Source organism: Nitrospirillum iridis, assembly GCF_014205765.1.
Taxonomy (GTDB): domain Bacteria; phylum Pseudomonadota; class Alphaproteobacteria; order Azospirillales; family Azospirillaceae; genus Nitrospirillum; species Nitrospirillum iridis.
The window spans coordinates 1-25,179 of sequence record NZ_JACIIZ010000010.1 but is presented as its reverse complement, the minus strand read 5'-3'; the positions used below and the strand labels follow the sequence as shown (position 1 = coordinate 25,179).

At 67.9% G+C, this 25,179-nt stretch carries 23 protein-coding genes; 14 read left to right on the top strand and 9 right to left on the bottom strand.

The window, feature by feature from the left end:
- The first annotated feature begins 3 nt into the window (after positions 1 to 3).
- A complete protein-coding gene (locus tag FHS74_RS17450; RefSeq protein ID WP_246463218.1) occupies positions 4 to 1,983 on the top strand; it encodes a serine hydrolase domain-containing protein in 1,980 nt (659 codons plus the stop codon).
- A 71-nt stretch (positions 1,984 to 2,054) separates the two neighbouring features.
- Here the strand turns inward: FHS74_RS17450 and FHS74_RS17445 are convergent, their stop codons facing one another.
- The 4 genes from FHS74_RS17445 to FHS74_RS17430 form a co-directional block, all read right to left on the bottom strand.
- Complete coding sequence (locus FHS74_RS17445; protein WP_184802893.1) at positions 2,055 to 2,426, bottom strand: hypothetical protein; 372 nt, start codon at positions 2,424 to 2,426, stop codon at positions 2,055 to 2,057.
- 3 nt (positions 2,427 to 2,429) lie between these two features.
- Positions 2,430 to 3,980 carry an NTP transferase domain-containing protein gene (locus FHS74_RS17440; RefSeq protein WP_184802891.1) on the bottom strand — a complete coding sequence of 517 codons (1,551 nt, stop codon included), beginning with the start codon at positions 3,978 to 3,980 and terminating at the stop codon, positions 2,430 to 2,432.
- Between the two features lie 54 nt (positions 3,981 to 4,034).
- On the bottom strand, positions 4,035 to 5,201 hold the full coding sequence (locus tag FHS74_RS17435; RefSeq protein ID WP_184802889.1) for a hypothetical protein: 1,167 nt from the start codon (positions 5,199 to 5,201) through the stop codon (positions 4,035 to 4,037).
- Positions 5,202 to 5,616: 415 nt separating this feature from the next.
- Positions 5,617 to 6,597, bottom strand: a complete 981-nt coding sequence (locus FHS74_RS17430; RefSeq protein ID WP_184802887.1) for an MBL fold metallo-hydrolase — start codon at positions 6,595 to 6,597, stop codon at positions 5,617 to 5,619.
- 173 nt (positions 6,598 to 6,770) lie between these two features.
- Between FHS74_RS17430 and ubiT the strand changes: the two genes are divergently transcribed.
- The 3 genes from ubiT to ubiV are packed head-to-tail and all read left to right on the top strand — an operon-like array spanning position 6,771 to position 9,354.
- Complete coding sequence (ubiT, locus tag FHS74_RS17425; RefSeq protein WP_246463217.1) at positions 6,771 to 7,385, top strand: ubiquinone anaerobic biosynthesis accessory factor UbiT; 615 nt, start codon at positions 6,771 to 6,773, stop codon at positions 7,383 to 7,385.
- Entirely contained in the window at positions 7,382 to 8,398 is a 1,017-nt protein-coding gene (gene ubiU, locus FHS74_RS17420; protein ID WP_211106371.1) for a ubiquinone anaerobic biosynthesis protein UbiU, read from the top strand. The genes ubiT and ubiU overlap by 4 nt, the downstream gene beginning before the upstream one ends.
- Before the next feature lie 32 nt (positions 8,399 to 8,430).
- A complete protein-coding gene (ubiV, locus tag FHS74_RS17415) occupies positions 8,431 to 9,354 on the top strand; it encodes a ubiquinone anaerobic biosynthesis protein UbiV (protein ID WP_184802883.1) in 924 nt (307 codons plus the stop codon).
- Positions 9,355 to 9,452: 98 nt separating this feature from the next.
- Here the strand turns inward: ubiV and FHS74_RS17410 are convergent, their stop codons facing one another.
- Complete coding sequence (locus FHS74_RS17410; RefSeq protein ID WP_184802882.1) at positions 9,453 to 9,863, bottom strand: PRC-barrel domain-containing protein; 411 nt, start codon at positions 9,861 to 9,863, stop codon at positions 9,453 to 9,455.
- A 422-nt stretch (positions 9,864 to 10,285) separates the two neighbouring features.
- Here FHS74_RS17410 and FHS74_RS17405 point away from each other — a divergent pair, with 422 nt between their 5' ends.
- Positions 10,286 to 10,825: a sigma factor-like helix-turn-helix DNA-binding protein gene (locus tag FHS74_RS17405; protein ID WP_184802880.1), complete on the top strand. Its 540-nt coding sequence runs from the start codon at positions 10,286 to 10,288 to the stop codon at positions 10,823 to 10,825.
- Positions 10,826 to 11,001: 176 nt separating this feature from the next.
- Complete coding sequence (locus FHS74_RS17400; protein WP_184802878.1) at positions 11,002 to 11,205, top strand: NepR family anti-sigma factor; 204 nt, start codon at positions 11,002 to 11,004, stop codon at positions 11,203 to 11,205.
- Positions 11,206 to 11,245: 40 nt separating this feature from the next.
- On the opposite strand, the gene ligD is transcribed toward FHS74_RS17400, so the two are convergent.
- The gene (gene ligD / locus FHS74_RS17395; protein ID WP_184802876.1) at positions 11,246 to 12,346 is read right to left on the bottom strand and encodes a non-homologous end-joining DNA ligase; all 1,101 of its coding nucleotides are present in this window, start codon (positions 12,344 to 12,346) and stop codon (positions 11,246 to 11,248) included.
- A gap of 54 nt (positions 12,347 to 12,400) precedes the next feature.
- Positions 12,401 to 12,550 carry a hypothetical protein gene (locus FHS74_RS17390; RefSeq protein WP_184802874.1) on the bottom strand — a complete coding sequence of 50 codons (150 nt, stop codon included), beginning with the start codon at positions 12,548 to 12,550 and terminating at the stop codon, positions 12,401 to 12,403.
- A gap of 174 nt (positions 12,551 to 12,724) precedes the next feature.
- Here FHS74_RS17390 and FHS74_RS17385 point away from each other — a divergent pair, with 174 nt between their 5' ends.
- From FHS74_RS17385 to FHS74_RS17360, 6 genes are all read left to right on the top strand, one after another.
- Positions 12,725 to 13,357 carry a biliverdin-producing heme oxygenase gene (locus FHS74_RS17385; RefSeq protein WP_343066945.1) on the top strand — a complete coding sequence of 211 codons (633 nt, stop codon included), beginning with the start codon at positions 12,725 to 12,727 and terminating at the stop codon, positions 13,355 to 13,357.
- A gap of 63 nt (positions 13,358 to 13,420) precedes the next feature.
- Positions 13,421 to 15,727, top strand: coding sequence for an ATP-binding protein (locus FHS74_RS17380; protein ID WP_343066936.1), 2,307 nt, complete (start codon positions 13,421 to 13,423; stop codon positions 15,725 to 15,727).
- The gene (locus FHS74_RS17375; RefSeq protein WP_184802870.1) at positions 15,714 to 16,157 is read left to right on the top strand and encodes a response regulator; all 444 of its coding nucleotides are present in this window, start codon (positions 15,714 to 15,716) and stop codon (positions 16,155 to 16,157) included. Before FHS74_RS17380 ends, FHS74_RS17375 begins: the two co-directional genes overlap by 14 nt.
- 41 nt (positions 16,158 to 16,198) lie before the next feature.
- Positions 16,199 to 18,166 (top strand): response regulator, encoded by a 1,968-nt coding sequence (locus FHS74_RS17370; protein WP_184802868.1) that lies wholly within the window; start codon positions 16,199 to 16,201, stop codon positions 18,164 to 18,166.
- A gap of 73 nt (positions 18,167 to 18,239) precedes the next feature.
- A complete protein-coding gene (locus tag FHS74_RS17365; RefSeq protein ID WP_184802866.1) occupies positions 18,240 to 19,934 on the top strand; it encodes a glycosyltransferase family 4 protein in 1,695 nt (564 codons plus the stop codon).
- A 104-nt stretch (positions 19,935 to 20,038) separates the two neighbouring features.
- Positions 20,039 to 21,016 carry a magnesium transporter CorA family protein gene (locus FHS74_RS17360; RefSeq protein WP_184802864.1) on the top strand — a complete coding sequence of 326 codons (978 nt, stop codon included), beginning with the start codon at positions 20,039 to 20,041 and terminating at the stop codon, positions 21,014 to 21,016.
- 7 nt (positions 21,017 to 21,023) lie between these two features.
- Here FHS74_RS17360 and FHS74_RS17355 read toward each other — a convergent pair whose 3' ends face one another.
- The gene (locus FHS74_RS17355; protein WP_246463216.1) at positions 21,024 to 21,992 is read right to left on the bottom strand and encodes a 2-hydroxyacid dehydrogenase; all 969 of its coding nucleotides are present in this window, start codon (positions 21,990 to 21,992) and stop codon (positions 21,024 to 21,026) included.
- Between the two features lie 333 nt (positions 21,993 to 22,325).
- On the opposite strand from FHS74_RS17355, the gene FHS74_RS17350 reads away from it, so the two are divergent.
- A complete protein-coding gene (locus FHS74_RS17350) occupies positions 22,326 to 22,811 on the top strand; it encodes a hypothetical protein (protein WP_184802862.1) in 486 nt (161 codons plus the stop codon).
- A gap of 141 nt (positions 22,812 to 22,952) precedes the next feature.
- On the top strand, positions 22,953 to 24,278 hold the full coding sequence (locus FHS74_RS17345) for an MFS transporter (protein ID WP_184802860.1): 1,326 nt from the start codon (positions 22,953 to 22,955) through the stop codon (positions 24,276 to 24,278).
- Between the two features lie 118 nt (positions 24,279 to 24,396).
- On the opposite strand, the gene FHS74_RS17340 is transcribed toward FHS74_RS17345, so the two are convergent.
- On the bottom strand, positions 24,397 to 25,179 hold a 783-nt coding region (locus tag FHS74_RS17340; RefSeq protein ID WP_246463215.1), incomplete at its 5' end, for an autotransporter outer membrane beta-barrel domain-containing protein.

The window sequence follows — 25,179 nt, the reverse complement described above, 5'->3', positions numbered from 1 at the left end:
AGCATGTGGAAGCATCGCATATTCGCGCTTCTGATGACGGCGCTGGCGTGGCCGGCGGCGGCGCAGTCCCCGGCCGACCTGAAGCCCACGCCGCCGGCCCCGGCGCCTGCCGCCAGCGGCGCCGAGGTCCCGGCCGCCACACCCGCGGCCAGCCTGACCAAAACGGACGTTGATGCCTGGTTGGACGGCTACCTGCCCTACGCCCTGCAAACCGGGGACATCGCCGGTGCGGTGGTGGTCGTGGTGAAGGACGGCCAAGTCGTGACCCAGCGTGGCTTCGGCTATGCCGACGTCAAGGAGAAGAGGCCGGTGGATCCGGACGGCACCCTGTTCCGCCCGGGTTCGATCTCCAAGCTGTTCACCTGGACCGCCGTGATGCAGCAGGTGCAGGCTGGGAAGCTGGACCTGGACCGCGACGTCAACGACTACCTGGACTACAAAATCCCGCCGGCCTTCGGCAAGCCCATCACGCTGCGCACCATCATGACCCACACCACGGGTTTTGAAGAGACGGCGAAATACCTGCTGCTGACCGACCCCAAGCTGGCCAAGCCCCTGGGCGACGCCATGAAGCGCTGGGTTCCCACCCGCATCTACGCGCCCGGCCAGATCCCCGCCTATTCCAACTACGGTGCCTCGATGGCGGGTTACATCGTCGAGCGGGTGTCGGGAGAGCCCTTCGCCCAGTACATCCAGAACCACATCTTCACACCGTTGGGCATGGCGCATTCCACCTTCGTCCAGCCCCTGCCCGAGGGGCTGGCGGCGGGCATGTCCAAGGGCTACGAGGTCGGGTCCAAGGACCCGCAGCCCTTCGAGATCATTGACATGTCGCCGGCCGGCGCCCTGTCCGCCACCGGTGCCGACATGGCGCGCTTCATGATCGCCCACCTGTCCCAGGGTGGCCCCCTGCTGGACCCAGCGACGGCGAACCAGATGTACGCCAACGCCAACACCCCCTACCCCGGCCTGCCGTCCATGGGCCTGGGCTTCTATCATGAGGACCGCAACGGCCACCGCGTTGTGGGCCATGGTGGCGACACCGACCTGTTCCATTCCGACCTGCACCTGTACCTGGATGACGGCGTCGGTCTGTACATGTCCTTCAACAGCGGCGGGCGCGAAGCGGCGGCCCATGTGCTGCGTGAGCATCTCTTCGTCGATTTCACCGACCGCTATTTCCCGCAGGCCAAGCCTGATCTGCCGACGGCCGCCACGGCCAAGGAGCATGCGCAGGTCATGGCCGGGCACTACATCAGCAGCCGCGGGTCCGAAACCAACTTCATGCGCATGATCAGCCTGCTGGGGGAGGCCCGGATCGTGGCGAACGAGGACGACACCATCACTGTCTCCTCCCTGGTGAACGCCGCCAAGGTGCCCAAGCGCTGGCGCGAGGTCGGCCCCTGGCTGTGGCAGGACGGGGAGGGCAAGGAGCACCTGGCCGCGGTGGTCAAGGACGGCCGGGTGGTGATGTTCTCCATCGGCGCCTACGCCCCCATCATCGAGTTCGTGCCGGCGCCGGCCAACCTCAACGCCGGCTGGATCATGCCGGTGGCGGCGGTCACGATGGGCATCGTCGTCCTGACGGCCCTGTCCTGGCCTGTCGTGGCCTTGGTGCGCCGACGCTATCGCCACAACCCGGGCATCACCGGCCGGCCGCTGCTGCTGCACCGCGCCACCCGGGCCAGCACCTGGCTGGTCCTGATCTTCGTCCTGGGCTGGACGGTCCTGTTGTCCCTGATCAACAGCGACATCTCCGTGCTGGACGGCCGGTTGGACATTTGGATGCGCCTGATGCAGCTGGTGCTGCTGGCCACCATCGTCGGCGCGGGGGCGTCCTGCTGGAACGCCTACGACGTCGCCACCCGCCCCGGCGCCAGCCGTTGGGGCCGCGTGTGGGCCGTTCTGGTGGCCCTGTCACTGGTCTTCCTGGTGTGGCTGGCGCTCAACGTCAAGCTGCTGACGCCAACGCTGGACTTCTGATCGGCGATACCGCGCACCCGGGGGCATCGGGGGTGAACCGGGGCGGTCGGGCACGATGCCGGGCCGCCCCCTTATTTATCCACGATCCGGGCCATGTCGGCGAAGGCCGGCAGCCCCCCGTCGCGGGGGATGGTCACGGCGTGCGCCGTTTGCAGGCCTGACGGCTTGGCGTCGTTGATCAGGATGCGCTCCCCCGCCGGCAGGTCGAAGAGGATCAGGTCGAAGCGGATGCCCGCGGCCAGCAGGGCCGCCCGCGTGGCCGCCTCATGGGCCGACGACCGGGCGGTCATCAGCACGATGCGGTCGGTCGCGGGAATGGCCTGCATGAACGAGGCCGCCCCGGGCAGCGGGATGTCCGTCCCGGTGAGGTGACCGTTGTGGCGGAACAGCGTGCCGTCGATGTCCACCAGCCAGGTCTTCGGCAGAGGGCTCAGCTCCAGCATGGCTCAGCTTTCCAGCGCCTGGTGCAGGTGGTAGAGGCCGTTGCAATAGGCGGCGACGATGGAATCATAGTCATCGTCGACCCAGCCGGACAGGGCCAGCCAGATGAAGGCGTGCAGGATGCGCACCGCCGTGTACTGGGTGCCCAGCCGCTCGCGCAGAACCTCCCCCAGATGGGCCCAGCCGCTGTCGCGAATCTCCACGTCCGCGCTCTGGTCGTCCATCGTCAGGATGAAATGACGCCGGTTGAAGCTGTCATAGCTGCCGATGACGGAATAATACAGCTTGGCCCAATCGTAATTCGGGTCGCCATAGATGCCCGGCGCCGCGAAATAGCCGCGCGGATCGATGAACCACGGACGGCTGTTGGCATCGACCAGGATGTTGCTGAAGGTCGGGTCGCCGTGGATGACGGTGAAGGCCTTGCAGCGGACCAGGCGGAAGGCGCTGTCCAGCAGATGGCTTTCCTGATCGTGCAGGACGTTGGGGACCCAGACGCCGTTGACCTTGATGGCGCGCCATTCCCCCAATTGCGGCAGCAGGCGGCGCACCTTGGCGATACGGGCCACCGTCTTGTCCAGATAGACGGAGCGCACATCCTCCGCCACCGCCGGCGCCGTGCCCAGGCTGTGCAGGGTGTCCAGGGCATCCAGGATGTTTTCCAGGATCTGCCGCCGCCCCTTGGTGCCCCAGGGCAGCTGGAAGGGATGATGCCCGTCGATGCGCGTCAGCGTCATCGGATCGGTGTCCAGCAGGGTGGGCACGTTGGCGAAACCCAGCTCCCCCACCGCCCGGTACCAGGCGATCTCCCGGCCGATCAGCGGCTCATATTCCTTCACCACCGCCTGCTTGACGACCCGGTCACCCTGGTAGGTGATGCGGTTGAAGAAGCGGGTGCCCGCCGTGCTGTCCCAGTGGTGCAACAGGGCGTTCAGGGTGCCCAGTTCCAGCGCCTCGTCACAATATTCGGTGCGGAAGGCCGTCAAATTCTCCGATAGCCAGCGGACGAACTCCCCGCTTTCCGGCAGGTCGCGCAGCAGGCTTTTCCGGGGGAACCAGAACAGCCCCATGATGCCGGCCTCATTGCCGCTTTGCTCCACGATGGTGGGCGGACCGCCGGCCAGGGACGCCACCGACCAGCGGCAGGTGAAGGAGCGCGACAGGAAGATGACCGGCTCGTCCCCCTCCGGCGTGGGGGGGAATTCATGGAAGGTCAGGTCGCTCCACACGATCCACACCGGCTCATCGTCGCCAATGTCGGCGAGGGCTTCGGGGATGCCGCTGGTGGTGCCGTGACCCTTGGGCCGCTGCAACCGCACCGGCTGGCGCGGCGGAAAGACATCCAGATAGCGTTCCAGCGCCTCGGCCTTATGCTCGGCGATGACCCGCACGTTCAACGCCTGGCCGGCATGGGCTTGTTCGACGGCGTCCAGCAACTGATAGAGCATGGGCTTGCCGTTGATCGGCACCAGGCATTTCGGCTTGTTCCAGCAGTAATGCTCCAGCCGGCTGCCCCGTCCCCCCGCCTGGACGATCAGATTGACCCCGTCCGCCATGGTCCGCATCCTCCCCGTGTGGCCGTGCGCCCGGCCTTGTGACCCTGAGCGGGGTCAGGTGATCATCTGCCCGTAGAAATCCTGCCAGAACGTCCGGCTGTCCTCGCCCGTGGCCGTGAGGAAGTCGTGGTTCTGAAACTCCCCCTCCGTCGGGTCGGGCAGCAGTACCGTGTCGGCGTCGGCGGTGCACAAGCGGGTTATCGTGGCCGCGATGTCGGTACGGTCATCCGCCACCAGCATCTTCGGGCGGAAGGGCCGCAGCGCCTCAAATCCCGCAGGATAGGCCAGGCGCTCCAGCAGCGTGGGGATGCGCAACCAGCCCATGAGGTCGGCCCAACCGCTGTCCGGCGAGATCATCAGCCGGCATTGCTTCAGGAACACCAGCTCGGCATGCAACTGGGGCGTGCCGTCCGGCATATACTGACGGGTGGAGGGGTAGTCGGGCAGTGTCTGGTCCGTGGGCTTGCCATAGACCAAAACCGGCAGGTTCAGCAGCTGGGACGCCAGGGCGGCCAGCCGCCCCATGCGGGCGGGGTCGGAATTGCGGCTGGGATTGGCGGCCACGTTGCGCAGCTGGATGCCGATATGGGGATAGAAGTCGAAGGGGGGCCGCACGATCAGGGGCGGCAGGTAGGACGGAATGATGGCATGCCGGGCGGCGTAGTACAGGTCGTCCCTGGCCTGCATCTGGGAAGACAGTTGCCGGTGCCACTGGGTGGGCAACAACTGGTCATGCCCATAGCGGTCCAGGAAGGCGCGACGCACCTCCATCTGGGCGGTCACCATCGGTCCCAGCATGGTTTCCAGGTCCAGCCCCATGCTGAACTCATATTCGGACCCCTTGAGCCCCGATGCCACGTTCAATGTCAGGTGGCGGTCGCCATGGTCCAGGCGCCCGACCATTTCACGCAGGCTGAACCGCTTCTTGATCGCGTCGATGCGCTCAAAGAAGACAGGATCCTCGAAGGCCGAAAGTTCCGGGTAAAGACAGGACCGGCGCGCCGGGATGACCCAACCGGACCGCAGCCAGGGCTCCACCTGGCCCAGGAACCCCCGCACCTCCAATCCCAGTTCCCCCAGGAAGGGGTGCATGATCTGCCTGCCCGCCGCCGCCAGCGGATGCTGTTCGAGGCGCGGAAAGTGGGAAGCCCGGAAGGGAATTTCGTCATACGCGAGGTCAACCAGGGTCGCGACGACCTTATGATAAAGCCTCTTTCTCATATCCTCGGCGGCCTCGGCGACAGGAAGAGAACTATATCTTATGGCTTATATGCGGCATTTATGTAAATGTCTATCGGCAAAGTATATCGCCATTAATCCATTTAATGGAGTGGGGGTTTTGCCGGAATCGCCATTCCATGGCCATTGTTTGAAATAGTTTACCGTAAAATGATTAACAAAATATAAACAAGGCAATAATATATTGCCGCGCCGAAGCTAAAATTGCCGAATTTCCACCTGATTGCTGGCGATGCGATGCACACTCCGCCAGTTCTTTATAAAATATCCCTCCATCTTAGGCGTCGCGAAGATAGCCTAAACAGATATGCCTAGGTCATAAGCCCTAGTCGTGACGGTTGGCGTTCCTGATTGTTGGCCGGCCTAGGAGGCCCTCGGCGGGCCGCCCCCGCGCAGGTCAGGGGGCGGTCCAGACGTCCCCCGGCTCCATCGCCCGGAATAGATCAGGCGCCATGCCCTGTTGGGCCAGCGCCTGGGCCAACTCCTCCGGCGGCGCCAGGCGCTCCTCATCCGACAGGGGGAAGGTGCCCCAGTGCACGGCCAGGCCCTGGCGGGCGCCGCAGTCGGCCATGATGCGCACGGCTTCCGCCGGGTCGCAGTGCTGTTGCTTCATGAACCAGCGCGGGGCATAGGCGCCGATGGGCAGGACGGCGACGGTGGGGTCGCCGTGGCGATCCCGCACGGCCCGGAAAATGGCGCCGTCGCCATAGCCGGTATCGCCGGCCACGTAGATCGGTCCCGCCGGCGTTTCCAGCACGAAGCCGCACCATAGGGCCATGCGACGATCGCCCACCCGCCGGGCCGACCAGTGGTAGGCCGGGTGGAACCAGGCGGTGACCCCGGCGCCCAGGGGCACGGACTGCCCCCAGTCGCCGGTCTCCACCGGCATCGGCCCCACCTCCTTCGCCACCACCCGGTCATTGCCCAGGGGGGCCACGATGCGGGGACGGTGGGCCGCCCACAGCCGACGCAGGGTCCGGACGTCCAGGTGATCATAGTGGTTGTGGGTCAACAGCACGGCATGGATGGGCGGCAGGTCGTCAAACGCCACACCCGGGCGGTTGACGCGCCGTGGCCCCACCCACTGGAACGGGCTGGCGCGGTCCGACCATACCGGGTCCACCAGCAGGTTCAGCCCCGCCACCTGGATCAGCACCGTGGCGTGGCCGACCATGGTGACCGCCAATCCATCGACCCGCGCCGCCGGGCGGACCTGACGCCCCGGCACGGCACGGGGCCAAGCCGGCCGCGTCCCGCCCCAGCGCCAGCGCAACAGTTCACCCAGGCCGCGATCCGTGGTGAGCTGGCCAGGATTGAAAAAGCGGGTCCCGTCGAAATGGTGGCTCACCGGGCCGGTGTAATAGGGATTTGCAGGCATTTGGGAACCGCACCATGCATGGCTTGAACAGTTCCCTTGTATCGGCACGCCGACCTGGCGTTTCAAGGGATGGGCGGCCCCATTATTGTGCCATGTCAAAGACATCCCCCGCCGGCGGCGCCCACTGTCGCCCCAAAGCCACCCGCCGCGCGCCGCCATTTGGGGACTGTCCCTTGAGCCTTGATCCAACCGATCCACCCCCCCTGTCGCCCGTCCTGTTGGCGGGACTGGTCGCCCGCGCCCTGCCCCCCTTGCCGCTGCTGGGCCGCCCCCTGGCCGGCCCGGCCGCCGCGCGCCTGGCCCAATGGGCTTTCACCCGCCTGGCGCGGCGCCATGCGGCGGTGTTCGCGCGCCTGGCCGCCCTGGGAGAGAAGGCCTTCCTGATCGACCCGAGCGATCTGCCGGTGCGCTTCCTGCTGCGTCCGGCGGGCGCCGCCCCCGGGCTGACCCCGCTGGCCGAGGGCCAGGCCGCGCCCGCTGTCGCCGCCACGCTGCGCGCGCCCCTGACCGCCCTGCTGGCCCTGCTGGAGGGGCGCGTGGACGGGGACTCCCTGTTCTTCAGCCGGCAATTGATGATCGAGGGCGACATGGAGGCGGTGCTGATCCTGCGCAACGCCGTGGACGGCGCCGGTGTCCGGCTGGATACCGACCTGGGCGATGGCCGCCTGGCGCGTAAGGCCATGGCCCAGGGCCGCCGCTGGTATGCGGAGCTGGACGGCGTGCTGCACCTTCTGGCACGCGCGGCGGCCCAGCCCACGGCCCTTCCGGCGGTGGGGTTCCAGCCATGACCAGGCCCGCCTCGCCCCCGGCGCCGAAACCGCTGGCCCTGGTCTGCCCCGCCGGCACGCCGGCCGCGCTGGACGCGGCGGTGGAGGCGGGGGCGGACGCCGTCTATTGCGGCTACGCCGACGCCACCAACGCCCGCAATTTCCCCGGCCTGAATTTCAGCCCGGTGGAGATGCGGGCGGCCGTCGCCCGCACCCATCGGGCCGGCCGCGCCCTCTACATCGCCATCAACACCTTTCCCCGGGCGGGGGAAGAGGCGGTGTGGCACCGTGCCGTGGACAACGCGGCCGAAGCGGGCGCCGACGCCGTCATCCTGGCCGACCTGGGCCTGTTAGCCTACGCCCAGGCCCACCACCCCAACTTGCGCTTGCACTTGTCGGTCCAGGCCGCCGCCTCCACGCCCGAGGCCATCCGCTATCTGGCCCAGGCCTTCGGCGTGCAGCGGGTGGTGCTGCCCCGCGTGCTGACCCTGGCGGAGGTGACGGCCCTGACGGCGGCGGTGGCCCCGGTTGAGACGGAGGTGTTCGCCTTCGGCGGCATGTGCGTGATGGCGGAGGGGCGGTGCCAGCTGTCCAGCTATGTCACCGGCCAGTCGCCCAATACCCATGGTGTCTGCTCCCCGGCGGGGGCCGTGCAGTTCCGGCGCGAGGCGGGGGGCGACGTCACCGCCCGATTGAACGACATCACCATTGATCGGCACGCCGCCGGGTCGCCGGCCGGATATCCCACCTTGTGCAAGGGTCGGTTCCGCGCCAACGGCACCACCGGCTATCTGTTCGAGGAGCCGACCTCGCTGAACGCCGCCGACCACATCCCCGGCCTGATCGCCGGTGGCGTGCGCGCGCTGAAGATCGAGGGGCGCCAGCGGGGCCACGCCTACGTCGCCCGCGTGGTGGCGGAGTTCCGCCGCGCCATCGACGCCGCCGTGGCCGGCGGCTTCACCCTGCCGGATTTGGCAAGCGAGATGGAAGGCGGCCGCGCCACCGCGGGCGCCTATGACCGCCGGTGGCGCTGAGGGCCGGTGGCGTTGACGAAGGACGGACAGCCATGACCCTGGAACGCGCCAAACTGACGCTAGGCCCCCTGCACTTCCACTGGCCCACGGCCCAGCGGCGCGACTTCTACGCCCGCATCGCGGACGAGGCCCCGGTGGACACCGTCATCCTGGGTGAGGTGGTCTGTTCCAAGCGCGCCCCCTTCTTCGACAGCCACATCCCGGAAGTGGCGGAGCGACTGCACCGCGCGGGCAAGGAGGTGGTGCTGGCCAGCCTCGCGCTGGTGATGCAGGCGCGTGAGCGCCAGGCGGTGTTGGATCTGGCGGCCGGCGACGATTTCCTGGTGGAGGCCAATGACCTGACCGCCGTGGCCGCGTGCGCCGGCCGACCTCACACCGTCGGCCCCTTGGTCGCGGTCTACAACCCGGGCACCCTGGAACTGATGGCCCGCCAAGGGGCGACCCGCGTCTGCCTGCCGGGGGAACTGACGGGGGACGCCATCACCGCCCTGGCGCGGGCGGCCATGATCACTGGCACGGAGATCGAAGTGCAGGCCTTTGGTCGCCTGCCGTTGGCCATCTCCGCCCGTTGCTACCACGCCCGCGCCCACGGTCTGCACAAGGACGGCTGCCGTTATGTCTGTGAGAAACATCCGGACGGCATGGATCTGGACACCCTGGACGGCACGCCCTTCCTGGCGGTGAACGGGGTGCAAACCCTGTCGGGCAGCTATCTCGACCTGCTGGGCGACCTGGGCCGCTTGCGCGCCGCGGGGGTTTCCCGCTTCCGCCTGTCCCCGCAGGACTGCGACATGGTCGCGGTGGCCGAAAGCTTCCGCGCGGTGCTGGACGGCGCCGTGCCGGCGGCCCAGGCGCAGGACCGGCTGCGTGACCTGTGCCCCGGCCGGCGCTTCAGCAACGGCTTCCTGCATGGCGCGGAGGGGAAGAGCTATCGCCCGGCGGTGGGGGCGCCCTGACGCCAGCGAATGGTGGACCGGTCTGATCCATGGGGGCGCGCTCATGCCCAAGGCCCACGGGAACGCTCGATCCCGTGGGCCTTGGGCTGAAGGCGTGCCTAGTTCTTGGCGTAATGGAAGGCCGGCTGCTTCAGCAGGACATCCTTGTTGCCGCCCGGCAGTTCCACCTTGTCATCGGTCACCTGCAAGGCGCTGTAGGGAACAGCCACCAAACGGTCGCCCACGCCCAGGAAGCCACCGACCGACAGGATGGCGTAGGGAACGCTCTCCTTGGGGGAGATGATCAGATCGTCCACGGTGCCCACCGTGTCGTTCTGGTCATTCACCACCTTGGCACCCACGATCTTGGATGAGCGGTGGCCGGTGGACACGGTGGCGACATCGACCTTCGTGGTGGCGATGCGCTGCGTCGTGCCCTGCGCCAGGGACGGGGCGACAGGCAGGACGACGGCGGTGCCCAGCGCTGACACACCCAGTGCCGCGGCCAGATACAGATTGGCGCGTTTCATGGTAACTCCTCCAGTAGGGGCGGCCCCAGGCGCGGTTGAACGCGAAGCCTTCGGGCGGGCCGCCCGGGTTGTCCCCGGCGCGAGGCTCGGGTCGGTTTTGCTAACCAACTGAACAACCACCGGAAGCGGTTTTCGTTCCCTTAAATCACCCCTGTCCCGCAATGGCCTCAACCGTTAAGGGCGGCGGACGGGGGAATGACGCGGCGGCAGGCGCAGCGCCTCGTCCGGGAATTCCGAGACCTCCGATCGATCGATAGCCCAAGCGCCCGCTTGAAAGCGAAAAAGGAACCCCTCGGCAGGAAACTTTCCCGGGAGCCTGACGGTTGGAAACCAGAGTCAGAGTCACCCGTGTAACCACCCCAGGCCCTCCTGGCGCGCCCGGGATGCAGAGGCCTTATCAACAACGAGGAGCGACGCAGGCCATGCCGGCACATCCAACCGCCCGCGAAGCCTCCACCGACCTCATTTTCCGCCATCTGCCCTATCTGCGGCGCTACGGTCGCGCCCTGACCGGCAGGGCCGCCAGCGGCGACGCCTATGTGCGCATGGTGCTGGAGACGTTGGCGCAGGATGGGCTGGACGTGCTGGGCCCCACCGTCGAGCGGGTGGGCCTGTTCCGGTTGTTCCACCGCATCTATGCCGGCGGCCATCTGGAACTGGAGGATGAAAGCCAGGCGCCGGAACGGATGGACCCCGGCGCCTTGTTGCGCACCCTGCCCTGCGAACGACGGGAGGCTTTGCTGCTGACGACGGTCGAGGGCTTCTCGGCCGGGGAGACGGCTTGGATTCTGGGGTTACCCCTGGATGTGGTGGAAAGCCAGATCCAGCTGGCGCGACGGACCTTCCGCGACCGGCTCCGGTCCGGCGTGCTGATGCTGGAGGATGACATGAACATCCGGTTGCCGGCCACGGGGGGCGTTGACGCCATGGTATCGCCGGCCGCTCACGCCCAGTGCCATTGAGTGCCGCCATCAAGAAGGATGGTCGCGGATCGGCAGCTCGGTTAGGCTGGCCGCAGCCCCCGTGACCGCACCTGCCAGGGGCCTGGGGTGGCGCCACGGGTGCCGTGAACCCATCGGAGCCGCCTCAACGGGACCGCAGTTTTCCCGGGGGGCCCGTTTTCCGGGGGGACCGTGTCATGACCAAGCAGCGGAAGCCCGTGCGCCGCGTGCGCCCAACACTGACGGCGGCGAGCGCCGCGGGGGTGCCGCCCGGCCCGCACGATGCCCTGGACCAGCATCTGCGCGAGATGTTCGACGAGGACGCGGCCGACCCCGTGCCCCAGGACCTGCTGGATTTGGTGGACAGCCTGGATACCAAGCACAAGAAGCGCAGCCATTGAGCGGGCGCCTTGACGTCCGCGTCCCAACCCTGGTCGGCCGTCATGAGCCGGGTGTGCCCCCCACCGGTTCCGCCGCTTCAGGGACCGCCGGCAGCGCCGGACTGTCGCCGCGCAGGCCCAGGAAACGCCCCTGGCGCACCAGCCTGTCACCGGTGAAGCCGGCGAACGCCACCATCACCAGCAGCTCGGGCTTGACCCAGTGCGCCTGTCGGGCGATGGCGGGCGGGACAGTGTCCTCCGGCACCGGCGCCCCGGGCCGTTCCAAGTCGCGCAACCGTGTCTCCAATCCCGCCTGCATATGGGCGTCGAAGCCGCTGCCGACCTGACCCGCATAGCGCAGTTCGCCGCTGCCTCCGGGCTCCCCCGCCCCCTCCTCACGCGCACCCAGCAGCAGGGACGTGAAAGACGGCCCATGGGTGGAGGGCGACCAGCCGACGACGACGAATTCCCGGCGGTGGCCGCATCTGATCTCAAGCCAGTCATGGCCGTGCCCGGGACGATGAGGGGCCGCCACCCGCTTGGCGATGACGCCATCGAACCCTTGTTCGCACAGCGTCGCCCACAGGGCCGCGCCCCCGCCCACCACATGATCGGTGTAAAACACCGGGCCGGTCTTCCCCGCCTCCCCCAGCAATGAAGCCAGGCGCGCCTTACGCTCGATCAATGGGTGGGCGTGCCAGGCGCGCCCCGCCTCGGCCAGCAAGTCGAAAGCGTAGTAGCTGAGGGCCGCCTGATCGTCGTGCACGGCACGCCGCAGAATGGCAAGGCTGCTGACCCCGCCGGCATCCAGCGCCACGATTTCCCCATCCAGCAGGACGGGCGGCAGGTCCAGCGCCGCCAGTGCCCGCACCAGGGCGGGAAAGCGCCCCGTCCAATCCATGCCAGAGTGGTCGTGGATACGCACCATCGGCCCCGATGCCGCGACGATGGCACGATAGCCATCGAACTTGGCCTCGAACAACCAGTCCCGACCTTCCGGCGGCGCGTCCACCCGGGCGGCGAAGGCGGGTCGCATGAAGGGGGGCGGCGGCCCATGCGCCTGAACATGCGGCCGCAGATGTAAGGCGGTCGCCGTCTCACTGGGCGGGCGGCGGCAGCCCGGCGCGTCCGCGGCGCCGTGGTCGGAGATATGGCGGCCCATGCCTTTCAGCTTCCTTCTATCGCTTCAAAGATCCGGGGGCGCAAAGACCCGTGGTCACCACCACTTGCCCAGCCACCAGGCCAGCGCGAAGGCGACGATCGCGAGGACCAGGCTGACCAGCAAGACGGCCAACACGGGACGCCCAAGGGTGGCGCCGCGCGCCTCCCGAGCGGTCAGGACGACATGGTCTTTCCTACGTTCCATCTTGCGGTCCCTCACTCGGCTGCCAGGACATCGGCCAGGTTATGAGAGAGCAACCATCGCGCGGCGTGGACGGTTCCTTAAGGGCGGCGGAAGAGCCTCCAGCCCGGTTGGGGCTTGGCTCGACCATTGATTTCCCGCCCCCTCGACGTAAGTGTCTGGATACGATCGACCTTGATGAAAGAGACCGGCGTGACGTTGTTGAGATCATTTCTGCGCACCCGCACGGCGGCATGCCATGACGCCCTGGACCGGCGGCTTTCCGCCCTGGATGTGGGACGCATGCCGGACTACGCCCTGCTGCTCAGGGCCCAACACCCGGCGTTGCGCGCCATCGAACTAAGCCTGGAGGCGGCTGGTGTGGAAGACCATGTGCCCGATTGGCCGCAGCGCCGCCGCCGCCACGCGCTGGAGGCTGACTTGGCTGTGCTGGACGCCGGCCATCGGCACCCGACCGTCCTGGTGGAGACGCCGATCATCCGCGGGCGGGGCGACATGCTGGGCCATCTTTACGTTCTGGAAGGATCCCGCCTGGGGGCGGAGGTCCTGTTGCGCCGCGCGGAGCTGTCGGGTGACGTCCGCATCGCCGCCGCCACGCGTTTCCTGGCCCATGGCAGGGGGTGCCCTTTATGGCGGGACTTCGTGGCCGTGCTGAACCGGGAGCCGCCGGACGACGCGCTGTTCGATGCGGCGGTGCGGGCGGCGGTCTTTTCCTTCGGCCTGTTCCAGAAGGCGGCGGAACAGGTGATGGCGCATCATGTGACAGGCCATGATGACCGGCAGAGGTCCGGAAACGGGCCCTTGCCGTGAATTCGCCTTAAATCTTGGGCAATAAGCCCGTGAATCGGTCCTTCGGAAAGATGGGGTTCCCCCGTGGCCACTTCCCATAGCCCAGACGACCATTCCGAGGACGCGGCACCCCTGGGGGGTGGTTCGCTTCACCAGACCCTGCCGCAGGACCTGCTGGACCAGTGCGCGCGGGAACCCATCCGCATACCCGGTGGCATCCAGCCCCACGGTGCGCTGGCGCTGTTGCGCGATCAGGACCTGGTCCTGATCCAGGCCAGCGCCAACCTGGGCACGGTGCTGGGCCGCACCATCGCGCCCTACGACAACCCGACGCTGGCGGACGTGGTGGGCAACGACACCACCCTGGAAAGCGATGTGCGGCGCTGGGCCGCTGGCGGCGACGCGACCTTCCTGGAGCAGTATCAGATCGACGGCCGGATTTTTCATATCACGGGCCACCGGACGCCCCAGGGCCTGATCCTGGAGTTCGAGGAGTTCGACGAGTCCGAACGGGGGCGTAGCGCCAGCTTTTACCAGCTGTTGCGCGACTTCCTGGACACCTCCGACGGGCTGAAGACGATCGCGGACCTCAGCGCCGGCGTGGCCGCCGAGGTCCAGGCGCTGACCGGCTTCAACCGTGTCATGATCTATCGCTTCGATGAGGATTGGAACGGCACGGTCATTGCCGAAAAGGGTGATGGCACCCTGCCCTCCTATTTGGATTTGCGCTTCCCGGCGTCGGACATCCCGGCCCAGGCGCGCGACCTGTACCGCCTGAACCGCCTGCGCCTCATTCCCACCGCGACCTACACGCCGGTGCCCCTGGTGCCGACCCTGTGCCCGGTTGACGGTGCGCCACTGGACCTGAGCTTCGCCGCGTTGCGCAGCGTTTCCCCCGTCCATCTGGAATACATGCGCAACATGGGCACAACCGCGTCCCTGTCCATCTCCATCGTCATCGACGGACAATTGTGGGGCCTGATCTCCTGCCACCACGCGCAGCCGCGCTATGTCGGCCCCCAGATCCGGGCGGCCTGTGACTTCCTGGGACGCGTCGTGGCGCAACAGGTCGCTGCGCGGGAGCGGGCGGCGGAGGTTGACGAGCGGCTGCGGCTGAAAGGCATCGAGACGGAGCTGGTGGCCCATCTTGCCCGGGCGGCGGGCTTCCAGACCGGCCTGGTTGATTGCGCCAGCCAATGGCTGGCCCTCACCAACAGCGCGGGCGCCGCCGTGGTCACCGACGGCATCGTCCTGGCCGCCGGCAGGGCCCCCCCCATCGACAGTATCCTCGCCCTGTCGGAATGGGTGCGCGCCCGCAACGTGGAGCAGATCTACGCCACAGACAGCCTGAGCGCGGAGTGGCCGCCGGGCAAGGACATCACCACGATGGCGAGCGGCGTCATCGCCATCCCCATTTCCCGCCTCCATGCCAGCTTCATCTTCTGGTTCCGGCCGGAGGTGGTGGAGACCGTGCGCTGGGGCGGCGACCCCCGGGCAGCCAAGGCCACCGACGCCCTCGGCCGCCTGCAGCCGCGCCAGTCGTTCGAGTCCTGGAAACAGGTGGTGCGCGCCCGTGCCCAGCCCTGGCGCTCCGCCGAACTGCTGAGCGCCGTCGATTTCCGCGGCGCCATCATCAATTTCGTCCTGCAAAGGGCGGAGGAGCGGGCGCAGCTGACGGAAGAGCTGCAGCGGTCGAACAAGGAGCTGGAGGCTTTCTCCTACTCCATTTCCCACGACCTGCGGGCCCCCTTCCGCCACATCGCCGGCTACGCCGAACTCCTGGGTGAGGAAGAGCCGGAATTGAAAGCCCTGTCGCGCCATTACCTGCAAGGCATCATCGCCGCCGCCCTGTCGGCGGGTGAACTGGTCGACGACCTGCTGCATTTCTCGCAGCTGGGCCGCACCAGCCTGAAAATGACACGCATCGACATGGCCAAGGTCATGATCGAGATCCGGCGCAGCCTGGACGTCGATCAACGGCGCCAGGCCGTCGAGTGGGATATCGGCCCCCTGCCCGCCGCCTGGGGTGATGCCACGCTGGTGCGCCAAGCCCTGTTCAATCTGGTGGAGAACGCCGCCAAGTACAGCCGGGGCGCGAGCCCGCCCCGGATCAAGGTGCGGGGCCAGGACCGGGCCACCGACGTCCTTTATTCCGTCGAGGACAACGGCGTCGGCTTCGACATGAACTACGCCGGCAAGCTGTTCCAGGTGTTCCAGCGCCTGCACCGGCAGGAGGATTTCGAGGGCACCGGCATCGGCCTGGCGCTCACCAAACGCATCATCGACCGGCACGGCGGCACGCTGGAGGCCAAGGGTGCGGTCGGACAGGGGGCGACCTTCAGCTTCACGTTGCCCAAACGCCCGACAGGAGGAAACCGTGGCCTCACTTAGACCGATCCTGCTGGTGGAAGACAATCCTGCCGATGTGGAACTGACCCTGGCGGCCTTGAAAAAGACCCAGCTGGCCAATGAGATCATCGTCGCCCGCGACGGGGTGGACGCGCTGGAATACATCTTCAGCGAAGGGCAGTACGCGGACCGGGAACCCGGCGCGCCGGCGGTCGTGCTGTTGGACCTGAAGCTGCCCAAGGTGGACGGTCTGGAGGTGCTGGAGAAGGTGAAGTCCCACCCCAGGCATCGCGCCACGCCCATCGTGATGCTGACCTCCTCCCGCGAGGAAAGCGATGTCGTCCGCAGTTATCAGTACGGGGTCAACTCCTTCGTGGTGAAGCCGGTGGACTTCAAGGCCTTTTTCGAGGCCATCCGCGACCTAGGTATCTTCTGGGCGGTGTTGAACGAGCCCGTGCCTGGAGATTTCTAGTGTCGCGACCGGTATCAGCGCCTGGAGAGACGCCTGTCAGCTTGCTGTTGGTTGAGGACAGCGACATCGATGCCGAACTGATCTCCCACCAATTCTGCAAGATCGATCGGCCCGTGTCCCTGACGCGTGCCGCGGTGCGGGCCGACTATGAGGCGGCCCTGGCATCAGGCGCCTTCGACATCATCCTTTCCGACTATTCGCTGCCCGGTTTCAATGGACTGGCGGCCCTGGAACTGGCCCGGGCGCGGGATCCGGCGGTGCCCGTCATCTTCATCTCCGGTGTCATCGGTGAGGAATTCGCGACCGAGGCCCTACGGGCCGGCGCCACCGACTATGTGACCAAGCGCAACCTGGCCCGCATCCCCATGGTGGTCACCCGGGCCCTGCGCGAGGCGGAGGACCGGCGCCAGGCGCGCCGGGCGGCCCAGGCGCTGCGGGAAAGCGAGCAGCGTTTCCGCCTGATGGCGGACAGCGCCCCGGCCCTGATCTGGTCGGTCGACACCGAGGCGCGCATCGTCTTCGCCAACCGACGGTTCGAGACGGAATTCGGTGTGCCGGCGGCCCGCATGGAGACGGAAGGGTGGGCCGCGCTGATCCATGAGGACGACTGGCCCGCGTTCAGCGCCACCCGCAGCGGGACGTTCCAGCGGCAGGCCCCGTTCCTGGACGACATTCGCGTGCGCAAGGCGTCCGGGGAGATCCGCTGGCTGCGCTGTGAAAGCAGCCCGCGCTTTGACGACGGCGGCGCCTTCCTGGGCTATGCCGGCTGCGCCGTCGACATCACCGAAACCAAGCTGGCCCGCGAGGCGCTGGAGGCGGAGGTCGCCTCGCGCACCGAAGAGCTGAGGGTGAAGGAGGAAGCCCTGCGCCAGTCGCACAAGATGGAGGCGATCGGCCAGCTGACCGGCGGCATCGCCCACGATTTCAACAATATGCTGGCCGGCATCGTTGGCGCCGCCGACCTGATCCAGAAGCGCGTGCGTGACGCGCGTTTTGACAGCATCGGCCGCTATGTCGACAGCATCCTGTCCTCCGCCAATCGGGCGGCGGGGCTGACCCATCGCCTGCTGGCCTTCGCCCGGCGCCAGACGCTGGACCTCAAAAGCGCCGACATCAACCAGCTGGTGCGGTCGCTGGCCGACCTGCTGCGGCGGACCCTGGGCCATGACATCGAATTGAAGATCACCCTGGCGCCCGACCTGTGGCCCGCCATCACCGACGCCAACCAGTTTGAAAGCGCCATCCTGAACCTGGCCATCAACGCGCGCGACGCCATGGCCAACGGCGGCCGCCTGACCATCCATACCAGCAACGTGACCGTCACCGCCGGGGATGAGCGGGAGTCGGCCGACCTGCGACCGGGCGACTATGTCCTGTCCTGCGTGACGGATACCGGCACCGGCATGACGCAGGACGTGCTGGAGAAGGCCTTCGACCCCTTCTTTACCACCAAGCCCATCGGCCATGGCACCGGCCTGGGCCTGTCCATGATCTACGGTTTCGCCCGGCAGGTGGGCGGTCACGTCACCCTGCACTCCACCCCCGGCGAGGGCACGACCATCTGCCTGTACATGCCCCGTGACCCGGCCACCCCGGTGGCGGCGGAAGCGCCCGACACGGCCCCGCCGGAAGCGCCGCCCAAGGGCCGGGGCACCGTGCTGGTGGTGGAAGACGAGCTGGTGGTGCGGATGGTGGTGGTCGATATCCTGGAGGAGCACGGCTATCGCGTGATCGAGGTCGCCTCCGCCGCCGACGCCCTGCCCCACCTGGCCGGCGACGAGGCCATCGACCTGCTGCTGACCGACGTCGGCCTGCCCGGTATGAACGGCCGGGAGCTGGCGGCGGAAGCCCGGCGCCTGAGGCCCGGCCTCAAGGTCCTGTTCGCCACCGGCTATGCCGAGGGGGCCAGCCAACGCTCGACCTTCGTGGGTGACGGCATGGATTACATTGCCAAACCCTTCGACCTGGACGATCTTGGCCAAAAGGTGCGGGCGCTGACGCAGGGGTAGCACCGGGAACGGGGCCGGCAGCCCAGGGCTCGCGCCGTCCTCATGCCTCACGGCCTTCTTGCCCGCGGTCCCCATGCACAACTGCGCGATCGACTACTATCCCACCACCTTCTCCGCCGACGGCCCGCTGGTGATGGGGGTGAACGCCGCCAATGAGGGACTGATCAACGGGCTGATCCGGCACGCGACGGTGGACGCCCTCGTCTGCCACGTCCGCAATGAGGGGGAGGCCAAGGACTTCCAGGCGCGGGTGGAGCGTCTGGGCCAGGGGCACCGTCCTCACACCATGGTCCGCAACGGCGACACGGTGGCGCTCGGCCGGGTGGGCGCCCTGTTCCATCCGGCGCCGGGCTTCGGCCCCCTGGCCTGGGTGCGGCGCTTCGGTCCGCAGCATGCCTATAGCCTTTGCGGCATAAGCCACACCACGGCGACCGAGCGGGTGCTGGACTCCATCGGCAACCTGATGGTGGCCCCAGTCCAGCCCTGGGACGCCGTCATCTGCACCTCCACCGTCGTGCGCCGCACCTATGATCGCGTCCTGGCGGATTGGCGTGACTATCTGGCGGACCGGGTGGGCGGCCGGCCGTTCTGCCCGGTGCAACTGCCGATCATCCCCCTGGGCGTGGACGTCGCCGCTTTCGCCGCCGACGCGACCCGGGATGCGGCCGGCCAGGCGCTGCGCCGCCAGTTCGGCATGGGCGTGGATGATATCATCATCCTGTGGGTGGGCCGCTTCAACCATCGCGGCAAGGCCCACCCCATTCCGGCCTACCTGGCGGTGGAACGGATGGCCACCCAACTGAAGGCGCCGCCCGCCGGCGGCGGGGCGGGCCGCCGGGTCCTGTTCCTGCAATGCGGCTGGTTCCACGACGGCGACACCCGCGATGCCTTCATCCAGGCGGCGCTGGACCATGCCCCCACCGCCCTGCACGCCTTCATCGATGGCCGCGACCCGGTCGCGCGACGTGGCGCCTGGTCCGCCGCCGATATCTTCCTTTCCCTGCCGGACAACATCCAGGAGACCTTCGGCCTCACCCCCATCGAGGCCATGGCCGCCGGCTTGCCGGTGGTGGTCAGCGACTGGAACGGCTATCGTGACACGGTGCGGCATGGCGTCGACGGTTTCCGCATCCCCACTTGGATGCCGCCGGAGGGTGATGGCGGCGACCTGGCCAAGGCCTTCACCACCGGCGCCCTGTCTGGCGACGCCTACACGGGTGCGGCCTGCCAGGCCATTGGTGTCGATGTCGGCGCCTGCGCGAACGCCTTGTTGCGCCTGGCCGAGGATCCGGCGCTGCGCCGGCGGATGGGGGCGGCTGGACAGCGACGGGCGGCGGATGTCTACGACTGGCGCCATATCATCGCCGCCTACCAGGATCTTTGGGCCGAGTTGGCGCGCATCCGAGCCTCGGCTGCCGCTGTGGCCCCCCGGGCGGATGGCGCCCCAGCCCACCCCTTGCGCGCCGATCCCTTCGGCAGCTTCGCCAGCTACGCCACCCTGGCGCTGGATGACGACACGGCGTTGCGCCTGGGCGGGGTGGTGTCGGCTGACCGGCTGACCGCATTGCGCCAGTCCCCTCTGAACCAGAGCGCGTTCCCACCCCTGGGCGATGAGATGCTATGCCGCGCCGTGCTGGACCGCTTGGCGCGGGGATCCGTCAGACTGGGTGACCTGATGGGTGCCTATCAAGGGTCGGACGCGACGCTGCTGCGGCGCACCGTGTCCTGGTTGGCCAAGATGGGGCTTGTGGACTTGGCGCGGGGTTAGCCGCATGACGCCCGGCATATCTTTGCGATCCAGCAATGGTCCTTGCCTTTCAGGGTGGACAGCCTGCTTTCTTGCCCGTGACCACGACTGGAAAGACGCCTTCGATGTTGACCCTGTACCGGCTTGAGAACGGTGCCCTGACCCGGCAGGGGCCTGGTGCCGACTGCCTGGCCGACGATCTTTGGATCGACATGCTCGCCCCCACCAAGGAGGAGGAGACGGCGGTCGAGGCGACGCTGGGCGTGGAGATTCCCACGCGGGAGGAGATGCGGGAGATCGAGAGCAGCGCCCAGCTGTACAAGGAGGGCGACGCCCTGGTCATGACGGTGCGGGTGCTGACCCGCCAGGCGCCGCTGGGGCCGGCCCTGGCCGACGCCACCTTCATCCTGACCCCTCACCATCTGGTGACCGTGCGCTATGTCGATACCACGCCCTTCCGCACATTCACCGCCCGGGTGGACCAGGGCACGGCCCCGCCCACCGATCCCGAGGCCATCATGCTGGGCGTGCTGAGCGCCATCGTCGCCCGTGTCGCCGACGTGCTGGAGGAGGTGAAGGAGGGGCTGGACACGCTGTCCCGATCCGTCTTCAGCCAGGAAGATGGACAGCGGCCCAGCATCATCGACGCCGACCTGCAGACGGCCCTGAAGCGCATCGGCCGCAGCGGCGACCTCGCTTCGCGGGTGCGGGAAAGCCTGCATAGCTTGGCCCGCACCGTCTCCTTCCTGAAGGCGGCGGAGAAGGCGACACCCATCGCCCCCGAAACGAAACTGGCCCTGAATACCCTGAACGGCGATATCCAGTCGCTGCTGGACTACAATCTCTATCTAGCGCAGACGACGCAGTTCCTGCTGGATTCGACCTTGGGCCTGATCAATATCCAGCAGAACGCCATCATCAAGATTTTCAGCGTGGCGGCCGTCATCTTCCTGCCGCCGACGCTGATCGCCTCCATCTACGGCATGAACTTCAAGCACATGCCAGAACTGGATCTGGTCTTCGGCTATCCCGGCGCGCTGTGCCTGATGGTGTTCTCCGCCATCCTGCCCTACTGGTATTTCCGGCGCCGGGGTTGGCTCTAGGCCAGGGCTAGAGTGCCAACGGCGTCTCCGGCACGGGGGTCAGCACCGGGCGACCTTCCGCCCAGGCCGTCAGGTTATCCACCACCAGTTGGCCCATGGCGCGGCGGGTGTGGATGGTGGCGGAGCCGACATGGGGCAGCAGCACCGCATTGTCCAGCTCCAGCAGGGCCTGGGGCACCCGCGGTTCGTTGGCGAACACGTCCAGGCCGGCACCCAGGATGGCACCGGCCCGCAAGGCCGCGATCAGCGCCGCCTCATCCACCACGGAACCGCGCGCGATATTGATGAGGACGCCGTCGGGACCCAGCGCCCGCAGCACATCGCCATCGATGAGGTGGCGGGTGTCCGCGCCGCCGGGGGTCACCACCACCAGGATGTCCACGGCCTGGGCCAGGTCCTTGGGCGTTGCGTGGTAGGGGAACGCGACGTCGGCCTGCCGGTGGCGGCCGTGATAGTGCACGGACAGCCCACAGGCGGCCAGGCGCTGGGCGATGGCCTTGCCGATGCGGCCCAGGCCCAGGATGCCGGCGGTGCGACCGCGCAAGGTCGGCGTCAGGGGGAACGGCCTCTCCAGCCATCCACCGGCGCGCAGGTAGCGTTCCGCCTGTCCCAGGCGGCGGACGGTCATCAGCGTCAGCGCAAGGGCCGTGTCCGCAACCTCTTCCGTCAGCACGTCGGGGGTATTGGTGACGACGATGCCGTGGGCGCCCGCCCAGCGGGCGTCGATGCTGTCGTAGCCCACACCAAAGCCCGACACGCATTCCAGACGCGGCAACCGGCCCATGAGGGGGGCGCCGATGGAGACGCCCCCGGCGGCGGCGATGGCGCGCACGCTGGGCGCCACCTGGGTCAGCAGGGCGTCCCGGTCCGGGGCCAGCCACAGCTTGTGGACACGGAATGCCTGGTCCAGTCGCTCCACCACGAAGTCCATCATCGGGGCGGGCATCAATAGGTCGATATCGAAGCGGGGGGCCATTCTGCCAGGTCCTCTTGCCGTTCCAGGGGCGGGCCCCCACTTGCCTGGGGACCGGTTGGTCACAGGATAGGGCGCCGGTGCCGTCATGTCTGTCCGCCCCTCTCCCTTGCGACCAATTGGCCACCGTGACCTTTTGGCGCCCCCGGCGCTTGGGGGTGCCTGGCGTCCGGGATGGGTATAGGATGTTCGTTTGGATGGACCCGATGGTGATACGACCGCTTGGATGTGACGGCGGTCTTTGCCATCGCTCCTGACATGGACTATGATTTGAGAATAGTTTGCATCTACGGCGCCGCCCTTCCCCGATGACGGGGACGGGAGCCGCCGGGGGACATGATGATGTCGTTGATGGATGCCGTGACCGGAACGATGGACCACACGCCGGAATTCGGCCCCGGTGAGCATCTGCTCGTCTGGGCCTTGCGGCGTATGGTCAAGGGCAAGGACTACGGCCCCCTGGTGGGGCGGGAGTTCACCGACACCTGCGGCGAGGATGGGCGCGAAGTGTTGGCCACCCTGCATACCTTCCTGCTGGCCCTTATCCACATCTGCCGGCGAGAGCTGTCCATCGGCCACCCCGGCTGCCCCAGCCTGACGGGGGACGAACGCCAGGTGCTGATGTTGGTCGCCGCCGCCCAGAACGGTCGGGAAGCGCAGTTCGACGCCCAATTGCGCTGGCTGGCGGCGGAGGATGACCGCCCCACTCTGGCCATGACCGCCCGGGCCTTGGCCAGCGCGCTGAGCCACAACCGCCTGACGCTGACACCCCCCGCCTCACAGCTGCCCACCACCTGCGAACGTGAAGCGCTGAGCGCGTGAACGTTCCCCCCATGTCCCTCACATGTTCCTAGGATCAATGGTATAGCGCCGGCACCGGTGGCAGGATTGCCGCTGGCCGATGCCGGACCCGGGTTCCGGATCGGCAGCTATTGCTTGCCGGCCCGGGCGATGGGGAATGGGATGCGTATTGTGACCAAGGCGGCCTATGCCGCCCCCGCCGTGGGGCTGGCGGGCCTGGGGCTGCCGCTGCTGATCTATCTGCCGGAATATTATGGCACCGTGGTGGGCTTGCCCCTGGGGCTGGTGGGCATGGCCTTCCTGATGGCGCGCCTGGCCGACATCATCGTCGACCCCCTGGCCGGCGCCCTGATCGACCGCACCCGCTCACGCCACGGCCGTTTCCGCTTCTGGCTGGCGCTTGGCACGCCCTTGTTGATGCTGTCGGTCTACGGCCTGTTCATGCCGCCTCTGGGGCCACCACAGGCCGCCAGCCTCACCCGTCTGGTCCTGTGCCTGGCCGGCACCTATGCCGCCTGGTCGCTGTGCTTCGTCGCTCATGTGGGCTGGGGCAGCACGCTGTCAAACGACTATGATGAGCGCAACGCCATCTTCGCCTGGTGCCAGGCCCTGTTCCTGGTGGGCGGGTTGGCGATCACCGCCATCCCCCTGCTGCCCGCGTTGCGCGCCACGCCGGAGCAGGCGTTGCCCGCCATGGGCTGGTTCATTCTGTTGAGCCTGCCGGTGGGGGTAGCGCTCGCGCTGCTGCTGGTACGGGAGCATCCGGCCGGCCTGCGCCGTCCGCCGGACTGGAACGACTATCGTCGCCTGTTGGGCCAGGCCGGTATCGCCCGGCTGCTGGCGGCTGATTTCCTGTCCAGCACCGCCGTCTATGCCGCGGGTGGCGTGTTCTTCTTCTATTACGGCTTCATCCACGGCCTCGCTCCGGCGGAAACGGCCGCCCTGCTGTTCGCCGTCAAGCTGGGCGCCATTGCCGGCGCCTATCTCTGGGGACGGCTGGGCACCCTGCTGGAAAAGCACCGCGCCCTGGCGTTGGGCTTCGGCGGCCTGGCCCTCATGACCCTGGTGGTGCACCTGCTGCCCTGGTCCGGGCGGACGGCGGGGATGGTCATCCTCGGCGGGTTCGGCGTCCTGCTGTCGGCCGACCCGGTGCTGGTGCGGTCCATGATGGCCGACCTGGGGGATGAACGGCGGCTGGCCACGGGTGCCGACCAGATGGGAACGATGGTGGCTCTCCTGTCGGTGTCCGACAAGCTGTCGGCCGCCATCGGCCCCGCCCTGGCCCTGGCCGCGCTGGGCTGGGCTGGATTCGACCCTCAGGCGGCGCAGCAGACGTCCCTGGCGCTGAACACGCTGACGGCCGCCGCCATCTGGGTGCCCCTGGTCCTACAGGCCGCTGCTGTTCCCCTGGTCTGGCGGCACCCCCTGACCGCCAGCCGCCATCAGGCCATCCGGACTGAACTGGCGGTGCTGGAAGGCGGCGATTGACGAGGACCGCACGGGGATCAACCCCGGTCGACGTCGCCGGGTTTGTCCCCCCGGGGCGTCACGTGCGAAGGCGATTCCGCCTTCGCACGATCCGATCTGGAAATCCCGGCTGGCCGATCTAGAAATCCCAGCTGGCGCGCAGCACGCCGGAGTGGCCCTGATAGTCGCGACGCAGTTCGCCATTGTACTCCAAGCGCAGCTTGAAGCCGTCCGACTGTTCCACCGTCGCCCCCAAGGCCAGCCCCAAGCCGTCGGCATTGGGCCGGCCGGTGGTGCTGGCGAAGGCGACGCCCGCCAGGTTGCCGGTGGTGGCGATGGGGCCGTTCAGATAATCGTGCACCCAGAACACCCGCAGGTCCGGGAACAGGCGGCCCAGCACGGTGTCGATGCGGGTATCCACCTTCAACCCCAGTTCCTGGGTCAGGGCCTTGGTCGCCAGCGCGTCGACCGCCATGTTGGCCGCCCCGGCGTCCCGTTCCTGGTAGCCGTGGTTGGTCATACGCACGGCGCGCAGGCTGATCTGCGGCGTCAGGGTGAAGTCCGCTGTCGTCGGCAGGTCGTAGCCCACCGTCACCTTGCCCAGGTACTGCTCCCCGCCATAGTTGGCGTTGGCCCGCGCCCCCAGGAAGGCGATGGTCCGCCGCTGGTCGAAGTGGTTGTAGCCGAAGCCCAGCTGGCCTTCGATCGACAGCTTCTGATCCGCCCAATCCGGACGCCAGACGCTGTAGGCCGTCAGCTGGTAGCTGCCCACCCGCGTCGTGCTCCCCGCCATCACCCCCTGGCCCACCGACGCGCTGTTGATCCAACTGAACGCCAGGCCCGCCATGACCTCGTCGCTGGCGAACCAGTCCGCACCCAGCACCACCCCGGCGCTGCTGGCGCGGTAGCCCGCCGCCTCCGT

Excerpts from the sequence above, each read along its gene's own strand:
- FHS74_RS17450 (WP_246463218.1), top strand. The coding sequence starts at position 4 with ATGTGGAAGCATCGCATATTCGCGCTTCTGATGACGGCGCTGGCGTGG.
- FHS74_RS17445 (WP_184802893.1), bottom strand. The coding sequence starts at position 2,426 with ATGCTGGAGCTGAGCCCTCTGCCGAAGACCTGGCTGGTGGACATCGAC.
- FHS74_RS17440 (WP_184802891.1), bottom strand. The coding sequence starts at position 3,980 with ATGGCGGACGGGGTCAATCTGATCGTCCAGGCGGGGGGACGGGGCAGC.
- FHS74_RS17435 (WP_184802889.1), bottom strand. The coding sequence starts at position 5,201 with ATGAGAAAGAGGCTTTATCATAAGGTCGTCGCGACCCTGGTTGACCTC.
- FHS74_RS17430 (WP_184802887.1), bottom strand. The coding sequence starts at position 6,597 with ATGCCTGCAAATCCCTATTACACCGGCCCGGTGAGCCACCATTTCGAC.
- ubiU (WP_211106371.1), top strand. The coding sequence starts at position 7,382 with ATGACCAGGCCCGCCTCGCCCCCGGCGCCGAAACCGCTGGCCCTGGTC.
- ubiV (WP_184802883.1), top strand. The coding sequence starts at position 8,431 with ATGACCCTGGAACGCGCCAAACTGACGCTAGGCCCCCTGCACTTCCAC.
- FHS74_RS17410 (WP_184802882.1), bottom strand. The coding sequence starts at position 9,863 with ATGAAACGCGCCAATCTGTATCTGGCCGCGGCACTGGGTGTGTCAGCG.
- FHS74_RS17405 (WP_184802880.1), top strand. The coding sequence starts at position 10,286 with ATGCCGGCACATCCAACCGCCCGCGAAGCCTCCACCGACCTCATTTTC.
- FHS74_RS17400 (WP_184802878.1), top strand. The coding sequence starts at position 11,002 with ATGACCAAGCAGCGGAAGCCCGTGCGCCGCGTGCGCCCAACACTGACG.
- ligD (WP_184802876.1), bottom strand. The coding sequence starts at position 12,346 with ATGGGCCGCCATATCTCCGACCACGGCGCCGCGGACGCGCCGGGCTGC.
- FHS74_RS17390 (WP_184802874.1), bottom strand. The coding sequence starts at position 12,550 with ATGGAACGTAGGAAAGACCATGTCGTCCTGACCGCTCGGGAGGCGCGC.
- FHS74_RS17385 (WP_343066945.1), top strand. The coding sequence starts at position 12,725 with ATGAAAGAGACCGGCGTGACGTTGTTGAGATCATTTCTGCGCACCCGC.
- FHS74_RS17365 (WP_184802866.1), top strand. The coding sequence starts at position 18,240 with ATGCACAACTGCGCGATCGACTACTATCCCACCACCTTCTCCGCCGAC.
- FHS74_RS17360 (WP_184802864.1), top strand. The coding sequence starts at position 20,039 with ATGTTGACCCTGTACCGGCTTGAGAACGGTGCCCTGACCCGGCAGGGG.
- FHS74_RS17355 (WP_246463216.1), bottom strand. The coding sequence starts at position 21,992 with ATGGCCCCCCGCTTCGATATCGACCTATTGATGCCCGCCCCGATGATG.
- FHS74_RS17350 (WP_184802862.1), top strand. The coding sequence starts at position 22,326 with ATGATGATGTCGTTGATGGATGCCGTGACCGGAACGATGGACCACACG.
- FHS74_RS17345 (WP_184802860.1), top strand. The coding sequence starts at position 22,953 with ATGCGTATTGTGACCAAGGCGGCCTATGCCGCCCCCGCCGTGGGGCTG.